Below are 17,199 nucleotides of genomic sequence, written 5' to 3' on the forward strand. Positions count from 1 at the left end.
CATAAACCTGATTGGCTTTGAAGCTCAACTTGGTGTGCTACAGTTCCAGCATACCTTGTCTGGGTTGGCGAGAGCCATCACCAATCACAGCCGGGCGGGCACCATCACCAAATGTCAGCTCTACACGCTCGCCATCACGCAATTGTCCAGCACTTGTTACTGGGTGGCCTTGCGCCGTAACCAATGCATATCCACGAGCCAATACGGCACGGGGGGATACGGCCTCTAATTGCCCAGCAATACCTGCAAGAGCTGTTCGCCTTTCCCGCACCAACGCCTGTAAGGGAGCAGGCGTGATACGTAGCCGCCCAAGCCGAGCATCCTGCTTTTGAAAAGCATGCACCATACTGGTTTGCAACATGTTTGCCAGCACAGCCAGACGCGTACGCCGCCCTGCCAGCAAGGTTTCAACCACTGGCATGTGGCGTTCTACCGCAACCAGATCGGCCTTACGCCGCTGCACCAAAGCAGGCAGGGCAACATCCAGACGGCGGCCTCTATCATCCAGTTGCATGCGCGCTGTCTGCAACAGGCTGGGCAGATCCGGCATGGCGGAAGATGCACGGTCCAACCTCAAACGCGCGGTTTGCAACAAGCGGGAAAGCGCACCTAGCGCCCGCGCATTTCGATGTTCAATATCAGCCAGCAGCTCAGTCCGTACTGGCACGGCCATTTCTGCCGCTGCTGTGGGCGTTGGTGCGCGCCTGTCTGATGCAAAATCAATCAGGGTTGTATCCGTTTCGTGCCCTACCGCAGAAATAAGCGGAATTGTGCATGCCGCCGCAGCACGCACCACAGCCTCATCATTAAAAGCCATCAGGTCTTCCAATGATCCGCCACCACGCGCCACAATCAGCACATCGGGCCGTGGCACGGCCCCTTGGCCATCCAGCCGAGAAAATCCATCAATCGCCGCAGCAATGCGCGCCGCAGCACCTTCACCCTGTACGGGCACAGGCCAGACAATGACAGGCCGGGGAAAACGCCGTTGCAGAGTGGTGCAGATATCATGCAGCACAGCACCCTGAGGAGATGTGACGACCCCAATCACACGCGGCAAAAGCGGAATGGCTTTTTTACGGGCTGTATCAAACAGTCCTTCTTCCGCCAGCCTGATCCGTAACCGTTCAATACGGGCCAGCAAAGCACCTTCACCCGCATATTCCATGCGTTCTACAACAAGCTGATAGCTGGAGCGCTCGCCATAAGCTGAAATCTTGCCCGTGGCGATAATTTCCACCCCGTTTTCCGGGGCCAAGCCAAGGCGTGACACCGAACCACGCCACACCACACCAGAAATTTTGCCCCGTTCATCCTTGAGGGAAAAATACACATGCCCGGATGGGTAACGTTTAAGCTCCGTAATTTCACCGCGCACACGTACACGGCTGAACGTGCCCTCCAGCGTGCGCCGGATAGCCCCTGAGATTTCTGAAACGGTAAATTCCGGCACATTATTGCTGGCCGATGGCATGTCAAACTGTTCGGTCATGCGGCTAACCTATGCTACAGACGCTCGCTCTGAAAAGAGCAGAACATCAAGATGCAGGAGAAAACAATGCGGGTACTTCTGGTTGGATCTGGCGGCAGAGAGCATGCGCTGGCCGCAACACTTGCCCGTTCTCCGGAACTTTCAGCCCTGTTTATCGCACCCGGAAACCCGGGCACAGCAGAACTTGGCGTAAATGTGCCTATTGGGGCGCAGGATGTTCCCGCACTTGTACAATTTGCTCTGGAACAAAAAGTGGATCTGGTGATTCCTGGCCCGGAAGCCCCGTTGGTGGAAGGGCTGGCAGATGCCTGTGCCCGCGCCAAGCTGGCCTGTGCTGGCCCCACGCAGGCCGCTGCCCGGCTTGAAGGTAGCAAAAGCTTTACAAAGGAAATCTGCTACGCCGCCAATATTCCCACAGCGCAGGCAGAACGGTTTACAGATGTAAACGCAGCGCTCACCTATGTGCGTGAAAAAGGTGCGCCCATTGTTGTGAAGGCGGATGGTCTGGCCGCCGGAAAAGGCGTTGTCGTGGCCTCCACACTGGCAGAAGCCGAAAGCGCTGTGCAGGACATGATGGCAGGTGGTTCCTTTGGGGATGCGGGCCGCTGCGTGGTGATTGAAGATTGTCTGGTAGGTGAGGAAGTTTCTCTTTTCGCGTTCTGCGCTGGAGAAACCGCAACCCTTATTGGTGCGGCCCAAGACCATAAACGTATTGGAGATGGAGATACCGGCCCCAATACAGGCGGAATGGGCGCTGTTTCTCCGCCAAAAGGATTTGGCCGGGCAGAGCAGGAAGCCGCTCTTGATCTGCTGGTACGCCCCATGCTGAAGGAAATGGTACGCCGCGGCACACCTTTCCGCGGGGTAATTTTTGCTGGCCTGATGTTAACAGAAACAGGCCCTCAGCTGATAGAATACAACGTAAGGTTTGGAGACCCGGAAGCAGAAGCGCTGCTGCCACGGCTAACATCTGATCTTCTTCCCGCCATGAAGGCTCTTGCGGAAGACCGGCTGGATACCGCTCCTATCACATTTTCCGATCAGGCTTCTGTTTGCGTTGTTATGGCAGCACGTGGCTACCCTGGCGCACCGGAAAAAGGTGCTGTTATTTCGGGCATTGAAGATGCCAACAAATTGCCTGATGTGCAGGTTTTTCAAGCTGGCACAATGTTGAATGCCGCAGGAGAACTTGTGGTGGCCGGAGGGCGCGTACTGGTTGTATGCGCATTGGGAGACACCGTGAAACAGGCGCAGGAACGTGCTTACGAAGGCGTTAAAGCCATTTCATGGGATGGGGCAACATGGCGCACAGATATTGGTAACCGTGCGCTCTAAAAAGCTTTAAATGTAATTGTCCTTGGCCACACAGATCCGCTTCTGTTTGGCCAAGGGCTTGCGACCTAGCAAGACCGCCCCAAAATCAGGGCATCCGAACCATCTTCATAATATCTTTTCCGTAAACCCAGTTTTTCAAAACCCTGTTTTTCATAGAGGGTTCTGGCAGACTGATTGTTTACCGATACTTCCAAAAACCAGGTTTGCGCTCCATTCTGCCGCCCGACCTGTGCCCCCCATGCCAACAGGCATTGGGCTACACCGCATTTTCTATATTCCGGCAGCACGCAAATTGTTAAAATTTCTGCTTCATCTGCTACACTTCGTAACATGATGAAACCAGCAGGCTGATCTTCCACCATGCCAATGCCTGCATGCACACCTGGAGAAGAAAGAAGAGCCGTTATAGCCGTTTGGTTCCACTGTGCTTTAGAATCAAAGCATTGAGCATGCATGCTGGCCAGCAGATGTGCATACGTCTTTCCAGCGTGTTGCACATGCATTTTCAAACCGGTTTGGCCCTTAATCCCTGCGCAGGCAATTTGGCTTCTGGTGGATCAACATATAGTGGCAATGGATCACGCGGAGGAATAACACCCTGTTGCCGCTTTAATGCGGCGCATGCAATCTGCTCCGGTGTTGGTGAGCACAAACCACTATAAATGGCATGAGAGAAAGAAAGATCTTTACATGCATTACCTGCCACCAACCATTTTCCTTCTGGCTGATGCCAACTGGCTATCATGACAGCACGCACCTGTTGGGCGTCCTCAACAAAAACCCGCCCACGCCGTGCCGGTGTTATCATCAGCCAGCCCTTGCATTCCGGATGCTGTTGCAATTCCTGATCCAAGGCAGGCGCCAAAGCTTCTGCACGTGTTACGCCTACCAAGGAGCAACCAGCCCCTAATGCAAACCCGGCCGCCACCGCACATGAAGCACGCAAGCCTGTAAAAGACCCAGGCCCAACAACCACAGCCACAAGATCTGGCTGCGTGTCTGTTCCTGCACCCCAGCCAACTTTTTGCAAAACAGCCTTAGCAAGAAGATTGATACCTTCGGCAGCCTGTTTACCGGCTACAACCTTGGCATCCAGCACAGAAAGCTTATCACCCTCAACCTGAACACATGCAGCCATTCCGCAAGCAGATTCCCCTGCCGGACTCCCATCCAGAACCAGAATACGCTGCACCATCATGAAACCACGCAACAGGCTTCTTCAAACGCCAGACGTGGCGCGCGTGGGGGCTGAGTTTCAAAATCTCCATATCCCAGACATAGCAGAAAATTCGCACGCCAGCCTTGCTCGGCCAGAAAAGCATCTTCTACCAAAGCCTGATCAAACCCGGAGATAGGTAGGGCATCTAACCCCAACGCACGGGCGGCCATAATCATGTATGCACCTTGCAACGTGCCATTACGGAAAGCCGTTTCCTCTGCCAGACCAACATCTGATGCAAACCATGAACGCAGATTTTCTTGCGGACACAGGCGCGGCAACTGCTCAAAAAACAAAGGATCATGCGCAACAATAGCAATAACAGGCGCCCCCATAACCCGATTGATATTGCCCGCAGACAAGGCAGGCCGCAGACGCTCACGCCCATCTGAGCCTGTAATAAAAACAAACCGGGCAGGGCAGCAATTGCCAGATGTTGGCCCCATTTTTGTAAGATCATAAAGCTGGCGCAGAAGGTTTTCTTCTACTGTGCGGGTTGTCCAGCGGAGGGGCGTACGCGCCTTTCTGAAAAGGAGGTCCAGCCCGTTTTCATCCAGCATATGTATCTTGCCCTGTCTTGCATCTGTCATTGAAAGGGCAGGCATAAAAATACCTGCCTGCTTTCTATGCCACGCTTTGGAGCGCGACAAAAGCAGACAGGTGCAATGCTTAATCTACCTGTTCGACAGACACCACTTCTGGCACGTAATGACGCAGCATGTTCTCTACCCCATGCTTGAGCGTTGCGCGCGAAGAAGGACAGCCAGAACAAGCCCCCTGCATAGTCAGACGCACCACCCCATTACGATACCCGCGGAAAACAATATCGCCTCCATCACCGGCTACAGCAGGACGTACCCTTGTATCCAGCAGTTCCTTAATCTGGGTGACAATTTCTTCATCTTCAGGGGCAATAGCATCTTCTGTAACAGCCACGCCTTCTGCCACCACAGGATGACCAGCCACAAAATGATCCATCAGAGTGGAAAGTACCTGAGGGCGCAGATCTTCCCAATCCTGAGAATCCGCTTTTGTTACGGAAACAAAGTCGTTCCCCAAAAACACGCGCGAAACACCCGGCAGGGCGAACAACGCCTCCGCCAGAGGAGAGCGACCGGCAACAGCATCGGCATCAATAAAATCAATTGTGCCTGCATCCCCCATCACAGGCTGCCCTGGCAGGAATTTAAGCGTAGCAGGATTGGGAGTACTTTCAGTTTCTATAAACATGACCAGTTAAGCCCGCATAACGAGGAAAGGAAATTTGTTACCTTTCAGTTGGCATTAGAATGCGTACGAAACAAGTCCTGTATTCAAAGAAAAACGGCTCTTTCTATGTTATTTCTCTTTGCATCAACAACTTCCCTTAATTTTACATGACAGAATCTTTCCTTGCTATTTAGCAAATCTGCCATGCAATTCTGAAACAGAAGATCATCTGAAATCAAAGAAGAACTTAGTTACGCTCGGATTGTTCTTTCAGCAATTTCTCCCTTAAAGCGGGATCATGTGCATACAGGTACAGCCCTTTTACGGCCCTTGTCATCAACACATTAATGGCATTGAGCATGATCTGTTCTTTCACTTTTTCAGGGTGAGGCAAACCATCCTTACCGGCAAACGCAGCACCATCTTCGTAGCGGGCAGGATCAAGACGCAGGCAATCAGCTTGCGTATCATACAAAACAGAAGGCCCCAGAATTAGCCCCACATAGTTTAAATCGAACCCTTGCACTGTATAAACAGATCCAACCTCATTTATTGTGTCTGGACGTTCTGCCCATGGCAGCCGTTCATCTGGCTTTGAAAGATCCCATCTTAGGTGAAAGCGCCCTTCATCAATAAAGTGCTCTTTTCCATCTAATCGATAAGGATAATCATATGTGGCAACAATACGGGATAACCCATATTGGCTATTTTTCTGCTTTATAAGATCATACATTTCCTGTGCATCAGCAAAACATCTGAAATCAAAATCCTGTTTTTTTGGGAAATGTGTCACCTTTCTTGCGCAGAAATTTTTTATCCACTCCAGAACATCAAAATTTGCATGCATTCGAAACTGATCTTCAAGATAAAAGGTTTTAACAGGATATCCCTTTAATATTTTTAAAAGTGCATTTTTATCCCAATAACTTTTAAATTTTAGAACCTGATTTTCGTCAAAAACAAGTATAACAATCCGTGCCAGCTTTATAATCTCTTCAAGATGATTATTTTGGTTAAATCTATTGTATTTATCGGGTCTTGTTAAAAGAAGATGTGCTTCATCAATAAGCACAACATCTGCTCTTTTTTTCAACTTATGCATTTTGTTTATAAATGTTGTTGGTCGCTCAAAATCCTTCTTCCTTATATAAGGAAAATCTTCTGAAATGTTTTTATATAGCTTCATCATTTCAGGATGGTTCACGATGAGATAATTTTCCTTTCCCGAAAATATATCTCCCGATTCCTTACTTCTGGAGAGACGCTGTAAATCATTAAATATGGAATTTATAACAACACTTTTTCCTGTTCCAGGATCACCTTCAATAACAAAAATGGCATGCTCATCTTTTTGGTGCGTTTTGCAAAACTCAAGAATATTCCCTTTTAACTGTTCCTGAGCAGAAGATAGTTTCTGAAATGGAGAAAGTTTCTTCTTTGCATCATTATTTTCAATTATTTCATTTTGAAAATCAGACATACACCTATCCTAATCTCATAAAAAAAGCCTTTCTTGAAACAAGAAAGGCTTTTCCAAAAACATCCTAGTTTATAACCTTAACGCAAAATGCCAGTGTGCCCAATGCAATACCTACCAGGCTGCGGCCACACAGTAAGACCATGAGGTTCGGCCCCAACTGGAATCTTGATCATAGAGCCATCATCCGTATTGATTCTATAAACAACATCATCAAACCGTCCGGAAAGCCAGAGGCTTTTGCCGTCTGCACTTACATTCCCCATATCGGGGCTACCGCCACCGGGGATCGGCCAGTTTGCCACCACCTTGTTGGTGGCAAAATCAATAACAGAAACACCACCAGCCTTACTATGTGGCTTGCCATGAATTTTGTGAGAACCACGGTTGGCTACATACATTTTTGTGGCATCACGACTGGGGTACAAACCATGAGTACCAACACCCGTATGGATAAAACCTGTTTCCTTGAACGTATCCCCATCTACGGTAAAAACACCATCTGCCATCATATCAGCAACGTAAAAGGTTTTTCCGTTTGGAGAGATCAGAATATCCTGCGGCATGCCACCACTGGAAAGTGCAAGATAACCCAGAACTTTTTTGTTTACTGTATCAACTTTTACAAGATGACCACCAAACTCACACGTGAAAATGGCATATCGTCCATCAATTGAAAAATCCGCATGATTGACGCCTTTGCATTGTGGAACCTCAACAGATTCCTGCAATGCCATTGTATGCGGATCCCGAAAGTCCAGCCGCTTGCGTGCTTCTGCCACAACAATGGCTGATTTTCCATCTGGCGTAAAATACATGTTGTAAGGGTCATCCACCTGTACGGCTGGCCCCGGTTTGGCTGTACGTGGGTCAATAGGCGTTAAGCTACCATTTGTTGTGCCTTCCGCATTATTGGTAACCCACAATGTGCGCAGATCCCACGCAGGCACAACATGCTGAGGGCTTTTACCTACAGGAAAGCGATCGACCACTTTTGATGTTGCCGGATCTATAACCGAAACATCATTCGAACGCAGATTGGGCACGTAAACCCGCGCCGGATCTTGTGCAACTTCTGGTGCAATATTATCTGAGCGCGTTTCGCTATAAAGGTTATTGGGATCAATAACAGGCGGCATACCTGGAATTGTGTCAATTTTTACCGCAGAACCTACTGGCATTTCTGAAGCAGGATTAGGAGTAGCAGCCGGTGCAGATGCAGGTGTTTCTGCCGGTTGTTGAGCTACTGGTGCTGGCTGCGTAGCATCCTGCGCAAATGCCACAGTTCCAGCGCTTACTACAGCCGCTAAAGCTGTTGCCGCTATTAAATAGGCTTTAGAAGCCATAACATTGTACCTCATTATCTTTGGACCATGATGAATTTATTCTATCAGGCTGGATTTATCATGGCGCCCTAATAAGGTCTATTCTAAATATTTTTAAGTAGAGACCCAATATTCTATTCTATAAAGTCCTTTTCATTTATTTAACTCTTGCATCATCAATGGCAGAAACTGCGGCTTTTATCTGCATGTCCACACCAACTTGCCCTAAACTGGCAGATGCTTTGCGTGGGTCTCCCCCATAAATACCTTGTGCACTGGTTGGTGCACCAGACTTCTGCAATGCATCCAACCTTACCATGGTGGGATCTACGGCCAACATCAACGATGTATCACTGATATCTGCATGCATGCCCACATCTTTTGCATATCCATGCTGGCTGAGCCATTGCACATACTGATGCGGTATAACGCTATAATATTGCTTTATATAAAGTGCCTGTGCCTGTGTGCTGGCCCACTCCTTATTCAACTGCGCCGCAACTTTCTCTAAAGATTTCTGATACCCTCCATGATCACCAATAAGAACAATCAGACGAAACCCTTGCACCTGAAAACTTTTTGCTGCTGACATTATCAGCTTTTCAAAAACATCTGTCGGTATTGTAATGGTTCCCGGAAACTTCATGTGAGATGTGCGAGGGGATGTACTACCTTCTGGTACATACGCCACAACTGGCGCGACAAGGGTTTTCCCAGATTTTTCTGCTATCTTTTGCGCTATTTCCATAACACGTGTGTTATGTTTGCCAACGGCAATATAAGGGCCACTCTGTTCTGTTCCGCCAACAGGAATAATAAGAGTGGTTATGCCGCAAGCAATATCAGATTGAATTTCTGTCCATGTCTGTTTTTCAAACAGAACAGAGGAGGGAAAGGCAGAACATGTTGTTTCTGCCACTGCGCTATGTGTTTCTGCTTCATTCGCAAATAAAGCAGAAACACCCATAACAGCTAAAGCAAAAAAGTGCTTTTTCATTATTTCTTCACAAGCAGAGGGGCCAGAAACCGGCCTGTATAACTTTGTGGGCATGCGGCAATATCTTCTGGTGTTCCTTCAGCAACAATCTGCCCGCCACCATCTCCTCCTTCTGGACCAACATCTATAATCCAGTCAGCCGTTTTTATTACCTCCAGGTTATGTTCAATCACAACAACCGTATTGCCCTGATCAACAAGGGCATGCAAAACTTCTAATAATTTTCTAACATCTTCTGTATGTAGGCCAGTTGTTGGTTCATCCAGAATATACAGCGTGCGCCCTGTTGCCCTACGCGCCAGCTCCTTGGACAGTTTAACGCGCTGGGCTTCCCCTCCAGAAAGAGTTGTGGCCTGCTGACCCAAAGCAACATATCCCAAGCCAACTTTTTGCAAAATAGCCAACCTATCCCGAATACGAGACTGTGCAGAGAAATAGGGCAGGGCTTCATCCACACTCATGGCCAGTACATCTGCAATAGATTTACCACGAAATTTAATATCAAGTGTCTCACGGTTATAACGCTGCCCTTTGCAGGCATCACACTTTACAAACACATCGGGCAAAAAGTGCATTTCAATTTTAATAACACCATCACCCTGACATGCCTCACAACGTCCCCCTTTTACATTGAAAGAGAAGCGCCCTGGCTTGTAACCCCTTGCCTTACTTTCAGGAAGTTCGGCAAACCAGTCTCTTATAGGTGTAAAAAGATCTGTATAGGTTGCAGGGTTAGAACGTGGTGTGCGCCCGATTGGGGACTGATCAATATCAATAATCTTATCCAGCAGTTCCATACCCTTGATACGTTTATAGGGTTCCGGCGATGTGCCTGCCCCCATCAACTGGCGTGAAAGCGCTTTGTAAAGTGTATCTATAACCAGTGTAGACTTACCACTTCCCGAAACACCCGTAACGCAAGTGAATGTACCCAGCGGAAACCGTGCCGTTACGTTTTTAAGATTATGTCCGGTTGCACCTTCAACTGTCAGAATTTTCTTTTTATTTATCTTTCGGCGTTCTGCAGGCACATCAATTTTCTTACGTCCAGAAAGATAGGCACCTGTCAGGCTATTGGGAGATTTGGCAACCTGTGCTGGTGTACCTTGTGCAACAACAGTACCTCCATTCACACCAGCGCCTGGCCCCATATCTACAAGCCAATCTGCACTTCTGATCGCATCTTCATCATGTTCAACAACAATCAGCGTATTTCCCAGATTTTTCAAACGCTGTAATGTACCAAGCAGACGTTCATTATCGCGCTGATGAAGACCGATGGAGGGTTCATCCAGAACATATAAAACACCTGTCAGCCCAGAACCAATTTGGCTGGCAAGACGGATACGCTGGCTTTCTCCACCAGAAAGCGTTGCTGAACTTCTTGAAAGTGTCAGATATTCCAAGCCAACATCATCAAGAAACTTCAGACGTTCCAGAATTTCACGCAGAATACGGCGTGCAATTTCTGCTCTTTGCGGTGTAAGGGTAGGCAGCACTGTATCAAACCAGTCCAGAGCCTGCCCGATGGGGAGTTCACAGGCCTGCGCAATATTTTTATCTGCAACCCGCACAGAAAGAGCCTCTGGCCGCAAGCGTGCCCCTTCACAAACATGACATGCTTTTTCAGACTGATAACGAGAAAGCTCTTCTCTTACCCACATGCTTTCTGTTGTGCGCAAGCGTTTTTCAAGGCTTTTTATAACCCCTTCAAACGGCTTGGAAACGACATAGCTTTTCATGCCGTCTTTATAGGTAAAATCTACATTTTCCGGGGTTCCGTAAAGAATACCCTCACGCACCTTTTCGGGAAGATCTTTCCAAGGCGTTTCCATTTTTACAGAAAAATGCTGGGCCAGACTTTCAAGAGTTTGTTCCAGTAAGGGAGATTTAGCATCTTTCCAAGGTGCAATAGCACCTTTTGCAAGGCTTAGTGTTTCATCTGGCACAATAAGATGCGGGTTAAAGTAGGTTTCAACACCAATGCCATCACACGCCGGACATGCCCCTTGGGGCGCGTTGAATGAAAACAGGCGCGGTTCTATTTCTTCCAGCGTAAATCCACTTACCGGGCAGGAAAAATGCGATGAAAAAACAAGTTTTTCTTTTTCCTTGTTTTCATCTTTTGAAACCTCTTCCGCATATACAATGCCATCAGAAAGCTCCAATGCCGTTTCAAGGCTATCTGCCAGACGCGTTTCAAGCCCTTGCTTCACCACCACCCGATCTACAACCACTTCTACAGTATGGCGTAACTTTCGGTTCAGGCTCGGAACATCATCAATTTCGTAAAGGGTTCCATCCACCTTTACACGGGTAAATCCTTTACGCTGAAGCTCTGCCAGCTCCTTCCGGTATTCCCCTTTTCTGTCACGAATAACAGGGGAGAGAAGCATCAGGCGTGTTCCCTCCGGCAATGCCATAATGCGGTCAACCATCTGGGTGACAGTTTGCGCCTCAATCGGCAGCCCTGTGGCAGGGGAGTAAGGCACGCCTGCACGTGCCCATAGCAGGCGCATATAATCGTAAATTTCCGTTACAGTGCCAACTGTGGAACGCGGATTTTTGGATGTTGTTTTCTGTTCAATAGAAATGGCTGGAGAAAGACCCTCTATAGAATCCACATCCGGCTTGCCCATCAGCTCCAGAAACTGGCGGGCATAGGCAGAAAGACTTTCCACATACCGGCGTTGCCCTTCCGCATAGATCGTATCAAACGCAAGGGAAGATTTTCCAGACCCCGAAAGCCCTGTCATCACGGTCAGTTTGTCACGCGGAATATCAATATCCACATTTTTCAGATTATGAACCCGTGCGCCACGCACTCGAATGCTCTGCTGACCGGAAAATTCTGATTTTTTCATGAAAGAAATCTGCCGCCGTTCCTGTTTTGTCCTAGTATGCCGCCAAAGGCCACCTTCATGCAATGCGTGATAAGGCGGCGACAGCTATTGTCTTTAATCTGATATGGGCAAGCCATGCCCTAATTGCCATTGCGCATCATGCCCTGATTGACCATCTAGAACATATAAACAGATCAAAGTCGGCCAGAAGGATGCTTTCCAGACTGACCGCAGCATTGAATTAAGGATACAGGAACAGATGGAACATCTTATCGGCCAACCGCAATCCACTGCACAAAACGGCGCAATGGCGCATCAGGCAGCAGGGCCTGTTATTACGGATGGGTCTCAAGCCACCTTCATGCAGGATGTGATTGAGGCCAGTCGTTCTGTTCCTGTTCTTGTTGATTTCTGGGCAGAGTGGTGTGGCCCCTGTAAACAGCTTGCCCCTATGCTAGAAAAAGTGGTGACAGCCGCGCGCGGCAAGGTCCGCTTGGTGAAAATTGATATTGAAGCCAACCGGGCGCTAGCCGGACAACTTGCGCAGATTGGTCTGCCCATCCAGTCCATTCCGTTGGTTGCCGCTTTCTGGAAAGGGCAGATTCTAGATTTGTTCCAGGGTGCGTTACCAGAAAGCGAAATCAAGAAATTTGTTGAAAACATTTTGAAAAGCAGTGGCGGGGGCATTTTGCCTGCCACCGAACAGCTGCGTGAAGCAGATGTAGCGCTGGAAACAAAAATGCCCGCACGCGCTGCAGAGCTTTATTCCTCCGTTATTGGAGAAGAACCAGAAAACCCACGTGCATGGGCCGGGCTGATCCGGGCCATGTTGGCATTGGATGATGAAGATGCCGCTGTGGCAGCTTTGGCTGATGTACCGGCCAAAATTACCGATAGCCCAGAGGTTGCAGGAGCACGCGCTGCATTGGATCTGAAAAAGGAAGGGCGCAAGGCTGCGGAGGAAATGGAAAGCATTCGTGCACGTCTTGCCGCTAACCCGGAAGATTTTGAAGCACGTTGCGAACTGGCAACAGCCCTGAATGCAGCCGGAAAACGCGAAGAAGCCGCAAATGAATTGCTGCATATCATCAAAACAGACCGTAACTGGAAGGAAGGCGCTGCCAAACAGCAGCTTCTGCGTTTTTTTGAAGCATGGGGAAATGATGAACCCGCAACAGCCATCGCACGCCGTCGCCTCTCCTCCATGCTATTTTCGTAAGAGTGTAAAACCTTTTGGCCGCAGTATTTTTTCAAGATGAAGAGGATATCCCCCGGCGCGTTCCAAAACTGGGGGATATAACCTTGGCCGATATTCCACCGGAAATCGGCCTGTTTCCGTTAAGTGGCGTTGTGCTTCTGCCGCGAGGTAGGCTGCCACTTAACGTATTTGAACCGCGCTATATTGCATTGGTGGAAGATGCACTGGCAACACAGCGCCTGATAGGCATGATCCAGCCACGTTGGCGTGAAGAAGATGATGAAGCAAACGAAAATCCTCCTCTTTACCCTATAGGGTGTTTGGGCCGGATTGTTTCCTTTACCGAGCGTTCAGATGGCACTTATGCGGTCACACTGGCTGGCCTTACGCGCTTTCGCCTGCTGCGTGAAACAGAAGAAACACGCGGATATCGGCAAGGTCGGATAGATGTTTCCACTTTTGCAGGGGATCTGAACGAAATTCCTTCCGCTCCCTTTGATCGGGAAAAGCTTCTGGCATCCATGCGGCGTTACTTCCAGAAAAAGGGCCTACAGGCGCGCTGGTCTTTGCTGGAACAGATGGAAGATGACATCCTGTTGGTAACGTTACCTATGATCTGTCCTTTCCCTCCGGCAGAAAAACAGGCATTGCTTGATGCCGAAGATCTAACTGACCGTGTGCGGGTACTGCAAACACTGCTAGACCTGTCTGGTCCGGAACAGGAAGGCCCGCCTTCCTGAGCCATTATACTGAGGAACAGAGAACCGATGTCTGACACACCTCCGCTTGATTCCCGTCTTCTTTCGGTGCTTGTTTGCCCTGTCACCAAGGGGCCTCTGACTTACAACGCTGAAACAAATGAGCTGATCAGCAAAAAAGCGGGTCTTGCTTTTCCTATCCGTGATGGCATTCCTATCATGTTGCCAGATGAAGCCCGTCGGCTGGAAAGCTAAAAATCAACCCGCTTTCTTTTTCTCCTTTACACTGAACCCGTCCATGCTTCTGGCGAAAAAAACAGGCTCCCTAATCGGAAACCTTCTTTTGGTCTCACCTTTGCTGGTGGCATGTCACGGACCTATTGAAGGAGAGAATATTGATGTCCCTCCTGAACGCCCAGGCCGTTTTCTGCCTGAAGCCGCCCCTGCCGAAGCCAAGGCAGCAGAACAGGAAGAAAACCTGCGCGAAGCCCAAGCCGCGCGTGAGGGACGGCCTGCCCAGCCTACGCCACCCAAACCTGAAGAACGTTATGAAACACTACCGGATTCAGGTTCTGGGGCTGCTGGTGCTATGCAAACAGAAGATGGGCATACCGTTACCCCGCAAACTCAAGCCATTTATGGCAAACCTGCAGATAGATCTTCCAGCCATTAATTCTGGCTGGTCTTATATTATTTCAGCTTAATGTTCATGCTCGGCCTGATCTGTATGTCTACGGCGTAGTATATTGGCACAAGCCATGCCCATTATACCCGTCATCATGCCAATAGCCGTGGGAATGGCACCCCCGCCGGGCAAAATACCCACCAAAACACTACTTAAGGATCCAAGACTAAACTGCATTGTCCCCAACAATGCAGAAGCACTTCCCGCCTGATGTGCATGGCGCGAAAACGCCATAACAGTGCCATTTGGCCCAATAAACCCCAATGCCCCCGTAATGCTGGTGATAAGCCCGCATGTCAGCCACGGATGGGCAATATTTGCCAAACCTGAACAAGCGATAACCACAAAAATCCCACCCATGACCAAAGCCCAAGTAATGGCACATTCCACCAGAGCTGGCATGGCAAACCTATGCACAAGTCTGCCGTTAATCTGGGTTCCCAAAATAAAGGCTGCAGCGTTTACACCAAAAAACACACCGAAAGCTGTAGGAGAAAAATGAAGAACCTGCTCAAACAGAACAGGCGCACTTCCCAAATAGGCAAACATCACAAAAGTAGAAAATGTTGTGATAAGCGCATTGGAAAGAAAAACAGGCTCACGCAGGATCGTACGATAGCGGATGAAAATCTCAAATGGTGCTAAGCGCATCCTGTGCGCGGGAGACAATGTGTCTGGCAGCATCCATATAATACCAATCATGCCCAGCACGGCGTACAGTGTGCCACTCCAGAAAATCCATCGCCAGTTTCCAAACTCCAGCACAAGGCTGCCCATGCTGGGCGCCAACACAGGCATAACCCCAAACACCAGCGTAAGCTGCGCCATGATATGCGCACCCTTTTTACCGGTAGCGACATCTCTTACAATGGCACGCGGAATAACGGCGCTGGCAGATCCACCAAATGCCCCAATAAAACGCATAATACAGAACAGATGGTAATCTTGCACCACCGCACACATGGCAGATGCTGTGGCAAATACGGCAAGCCCTGCAACAAGAGGTACTTTTCGCCCAAACCTGTCTGACAGCGGGCCTTGAGAGAATTGGCCAAAAGCCAACCCTAAAAACCATGCCCCAAGTGTAAACTGGGCCGAACCTGCACCACCGCCCAAATCCTGCTCCACTTCAGGAAAAGCGGGCAGGTACATATCTGTAGCAAGAGGACCAATTGCCGTAACAAGCCCTAAAAGCAGAATAAGCCGCAACGGCAGTCCATTTTTAAAAAGGGCAGAGGCAGAAGATATTGTCATGAGTCAGGCACCGAAAAAGAACATCCTGTTCTTTCTCTTGATCTGCACCATTTGTCCATGAATGCAGACACAATGCATCAATGTTTTTAGACGTAAAAAAAGCTGCCAGAATGTCTGGCAGCTTTTTGTGAAAGCTTATTTGCTTTCGGTGTCTGCCGGCGGAGCCGGAGGCGCACCGTTTCCGCACATTGGCGGCATCTGAGGTTCAGGCCGTTCTGCAATCTGCTTCAGCTGCTTTTTGGTCAGAATATCATGAACCTGCGTTTCAACCTGCAAGCGCTTTGTTGCGCGTTCGGTCTGCATGGTGCTGATCTGCTGTTCAATCTGCTGCAGCTTGGCCTGATCAACCGGGCCCGGTGTTGTCAGAATGTCACGTTCCTGCTGATGCAGGCTATGCATCTGTTCCATATCTGCTTTTGGGTCAGAAGGCTTGTTTGCATCAAAAATCGCTTTCAGCTTCTTCTTCTGAGCAGAGGTCAGCTTAATGCCATCCAGCTTCAGAAGAGGGCCACCCATTCCGTGGTGATGCATCGGGCCACAACCTGGGCCACCCGGCGGAGGTGCACCAACAGTCGGGGCTGCATCCTGAGCATGCGCAAAAGAGACTGCGGATGTCATCATGCCCAAAGTCAGCGCTGTCGCCATCAAAACTTTTTTCATCAGATTCGCCTTATAAAATCTTTACCGTAACAAAGTGCTTAAACACTTTGCCTGTTCTCTGACTAATGACAAAGGCTTGTGTCTGAAAAAAGGCATAATTTTAAAAGAAAAATGGTTTATGACATGTGATTGTCTTTATCTGGAAAATTGTATTGCGTGATTTCCACTTCGATATGACATCCTTACAAACGAATTTGCAGTTCAAACATGGCTGCGGCAGATTAACTGTATGCCATATATTTTTATAGATTCTGATGCTTGCCCGGTAAAAGATGAGGTCTATCGCGTTGCCAGTCGATACGGCCTACGTGTTTTCGTTGTTTCCAATAGAATGATTATGGTGCCGGATGGTCCACTTATTGAACGTATTGTTGTAGATGCAGGGCCAGACGTGGCAGATGATTGGATTGCTGAGCGCGTAGCTGACCGAGACATTGTTATTACAGCGGATATTCCGCTTGCAGCACGTTGCGTTGAAAAAGGCGCGTATGTTCTTGAGCCGAAAGGACGGATTCTGGATAGCGATGCCATTGGCATGGCCTTGGCAATGCGTAACCTAATGACAGATTTACGTTCAGCAGGGATTATGACGTCTGGCGGAAGTGCATTTGGAAAAGCAGAGCGTTCCCGCTTTCTTTCTGCACTGGATACATTGGTAGTGAAAGCCCAAAAACCACGGCCACGCCCGTTAACACATCCAAGAACGTAAACCATCCACAAACGGCCTATGCTCTCAAAAAACATAACAATTTCAAGGAGATAGAGTAAAGAACTGGTGGAGCCAATCTCCACCAATCTTTTGTCCCT

At 48.9% G+C, this 17,199-nt stretch carries 17 protein-coding genes; 6 read left to right on the forward strand and 11 right to left on the reverse strand.

Features of this window, described 5'->3' with window-relative positions; genetic code table 11:
- Positions 1–37: 37 nt before the first annotated feature.
- Positions 38–1,492 (reverse strand): exodeoxyribonuclease VII large subunit, encoded by a 1,455-nt coding sequence (gene xseA, locus CSR02_RS15630; RefSeq protein ID WP_099542288.1) that lies wholly within the window; start codon positions 1,490–1,492, stop codon positions 38–40.
- A gap of 51 nt (positions 1,493–1,543) precedes the next feature.
- Between xseA and purD the strand changes: the two genes are divergently transcribed.
- A complete protein-coding gene (purD, locus tag CSR02_RS15635; protein WP_099542289.1) occupies positions 1,544–2,827 on the forward strand; it encodes a phosphoribosylamine--glycine ligase in 1,284 nt (427 codons plus the stop codon).
- Positions 2,828–2,892: 65 nt separating this feature from the next.
- Here the strand turns inward: purD and rimI are convergent, their stop codons facing one another.
- From rimI to uvrA, 8 genes are all read right to left on the reverse strand, one after another.
- Positions 2,893–3,330 (reverse strand): ribosomal protein S18-alanine N-acetyltransferase, encoded by a 438-nt coding sequence (gene rimI, locus CSR02_RS15640; protein WP_099542290.1) that lies wholly within the window; start codon positions 3,328–3,330, stop codon positions 2,893–2,895.
- 2 nt (positions 3,331–3,332) lie between these two features.
- A complete protein-coding gene (gene tsaB / locus CSR02_RS15645; RefSeq protein WP_099542291.1) occupies positions 3,333–4,025 on the reverse strand; it encodes a tRNA (adenosine(37)-N6)-threonylcarbamoyltransferase complex dimerization subunit type 1 TsaB in 693 nt (230 codons plus the stop codon).
- Positions 4,022–4,651 carry a malonic semialdehyde reductase gene (locus tag CSR02_RS15650; protein ID WP_095045776.1) on the reverse strand — a complete coding sequence of 210 codons (630 nt, stop codon included), beginning with the start codon at positions 4,649–4,651 and terminating at the stop codon, positions 4,022–4,024. Before CSR02_RS15650 ends, tsaB begins: the two co-directional genes overlap by 4 nt.
- A gap of 64 nt (positions 4,652–4,715) precedes the next feature.
- Positions 4,716–5,276: a NifU family protein gene (locus CSR02_RS15655; RefSeq protein ID WP_042786379.1), complete on the reverse strand. Its 561-nt coding sequence runs from the start codon at positions 5,274–5,276 to the stop codon at positions 4,716–4,718.
- A 226-nt stretch (positions 5,277–5,502) separates the two neighbouring features.
- The gene (locus tag CSR02_RS15660) at positions 5,503–6,735 is read right to left on the reverse strand and encodes a DUF2075 domain-containing protein (RefSeq protein ID WP_099542292.1); all 1,233 of its coding nucleotides are present in this window, start codon (positions 6,733–6,735) and stop codon (positions 5,503–5,505) included.
- Positions 6,736–6,812: 77 nt separating this feature from the next.
- A complete protein-coding gene (locus CSR02_RS15665) occupies positions 6,813–8,078 on the reverse strand; it encodes a YncE family protein (protein WP_099542293.1) in 1,266 nt (421 codons plus the stop codon).
- A gap of 136 nt (positions 8,079–8,214) precedes the next feature.
- A complete protein-coding gene (locus CSR02_RS15670) occupies positions 8,215–9,054 on the reverse strand; it encodes a creatininase family protein (RefSeq protein ID WP_099542294.1) in 840 nt (279 codons plus the stop codon).
- Positions 9,054–11,918, reverse strand: coding sequence for an excinuclease ABC subunit UvrA (uvrA, locus tag CSR02_RS15675; protein ID WP_099542295.1), 2,865 nt, complete (start codon positions 11,916–11,918; stop codon positions 9,054–9,056). Before uvrA ends, CSR02_RS15670 begins: the two co-directional genes overlap by 1 nt.
- 238 nt (positions 11,919–12,156) lie before the next feature.
- On the opposite strand from uvrA, the gene CSR02_RS15680 reads away from it, so the two are divergent.
- Genes CSR02_RS15680 through CSR02_RS15695 form a run of 4 tightly spaced genes read left to right on the forward strand, consistent with a single transcriptional unit; the run spans position 12,157 to position 14,466 of the window.
- A complete protein-coding gene (locus CSR02_RS15680) occupies positions 12,157–13,116 on the forward strand; it encodes a tetratricopeptide repeat protein (RefSeq protein ID WP_099542296.1) in 960 nt (319 codons plus the stop codon).
- A gap of 14 nt (positions 13,117–13,130) precedes the next feature.
- Positions 13,131–13,835 carry an LON peptidase substrate-binding domain-containing protein gene (locus tag CSR02_RS15685; RefSeq protein ID WP_099542297.1) on the forward strand — a complete coding sequence of 235 codons (705 nt, stop codon included), beginning with the start codon at positions 13,131–13,133 and terminating at the stop codon, positions 13,833–13,835.
- Positions 13,836–13,862: 27 nt separating this feature from the next.
- Positions 13,863–14,048, forward strand: coding sequence for a Trm112 family protein (locus CSR02_RS15690; RefSeq protein ID WP_003623252.1), 186 nt, complete (start codon positions 13,863–13,865; stop codon positions 14,046–14,048).
- A gap of 31 nt (positions 14,049–14,079) precedes the next feature.
- The gene (locus CSR02_RS15695) at positions 14,080–14,466 is read left to right on the forward strand and encodes a hypothetical protein (RefSeq protein WP_042786554.1); all 387 of its coding nucleotides are present in this window, start codon (positions 14,080–14,082) and stop codon (positions 14,464–14,466) included.
- A 27-nt stretch (positions 14,467–14,493) separates the two neighbouring features.
- Here CSR02_RS15695 and CSR02_RS15700 read toward each other — a convergent pair whose 3' ends face one another.
- Both CSR02_RS15700 and CSR02_RS15705 read right to left on the reverse strand, forming a co-directional pair.
- Positions 14,494–15,732: a multidrug effflux MFS transporter gene (locus tag CSR02_RS15700; RefSeq protein ID WP_099542298.1), complete on the reverse strand. Its 1,239-nt coding sequence runs from the start codon at positions 15,730–15,732 to the stop codon at positions 14,494–14,496.
- Between the two features lie 135 nt (positions 15,733–15,867).
- Positions 15,868–16,392, reverse strand: a complete 525-nt coding sequence (locus tag CSR02_RS15705) for a Spy/CpxP family protein refolding chaperone (RefSeq protein WP_042786387.1) — start codon at positions 16,390–16,392, stop codon at positions 15,868–15,870.
- 229 nt (positions 16,393–16,621) lie between these two features.
- Here CSR02_RS15705 and CSR02_RS15710 point away from each other — a divergent pair, with 229 nt between their 5' ends.
- Complete coding sequence (locus CSR02_RS15710; protein ID WP_042786388.1) at positions 16,622–17,101, forward strand: YaiI/YqxD family protein; 480 nt, start codon at positions 16,622–16,624, stop codon at positions 17,099–17,101.
- The last annotated feature ends 98 nt before the right edge of the window (positions 17,102–17,199 follow it).

This window comes from Acetobacter pomorum (assembly GCF_002738225.1).
Lineage (GTDB): Bacteria > Pseudomonadota > Alphaproteobacteria > Acetobacterales > Acetobacteraceae > Acetobacter > Acetobacter pomorum.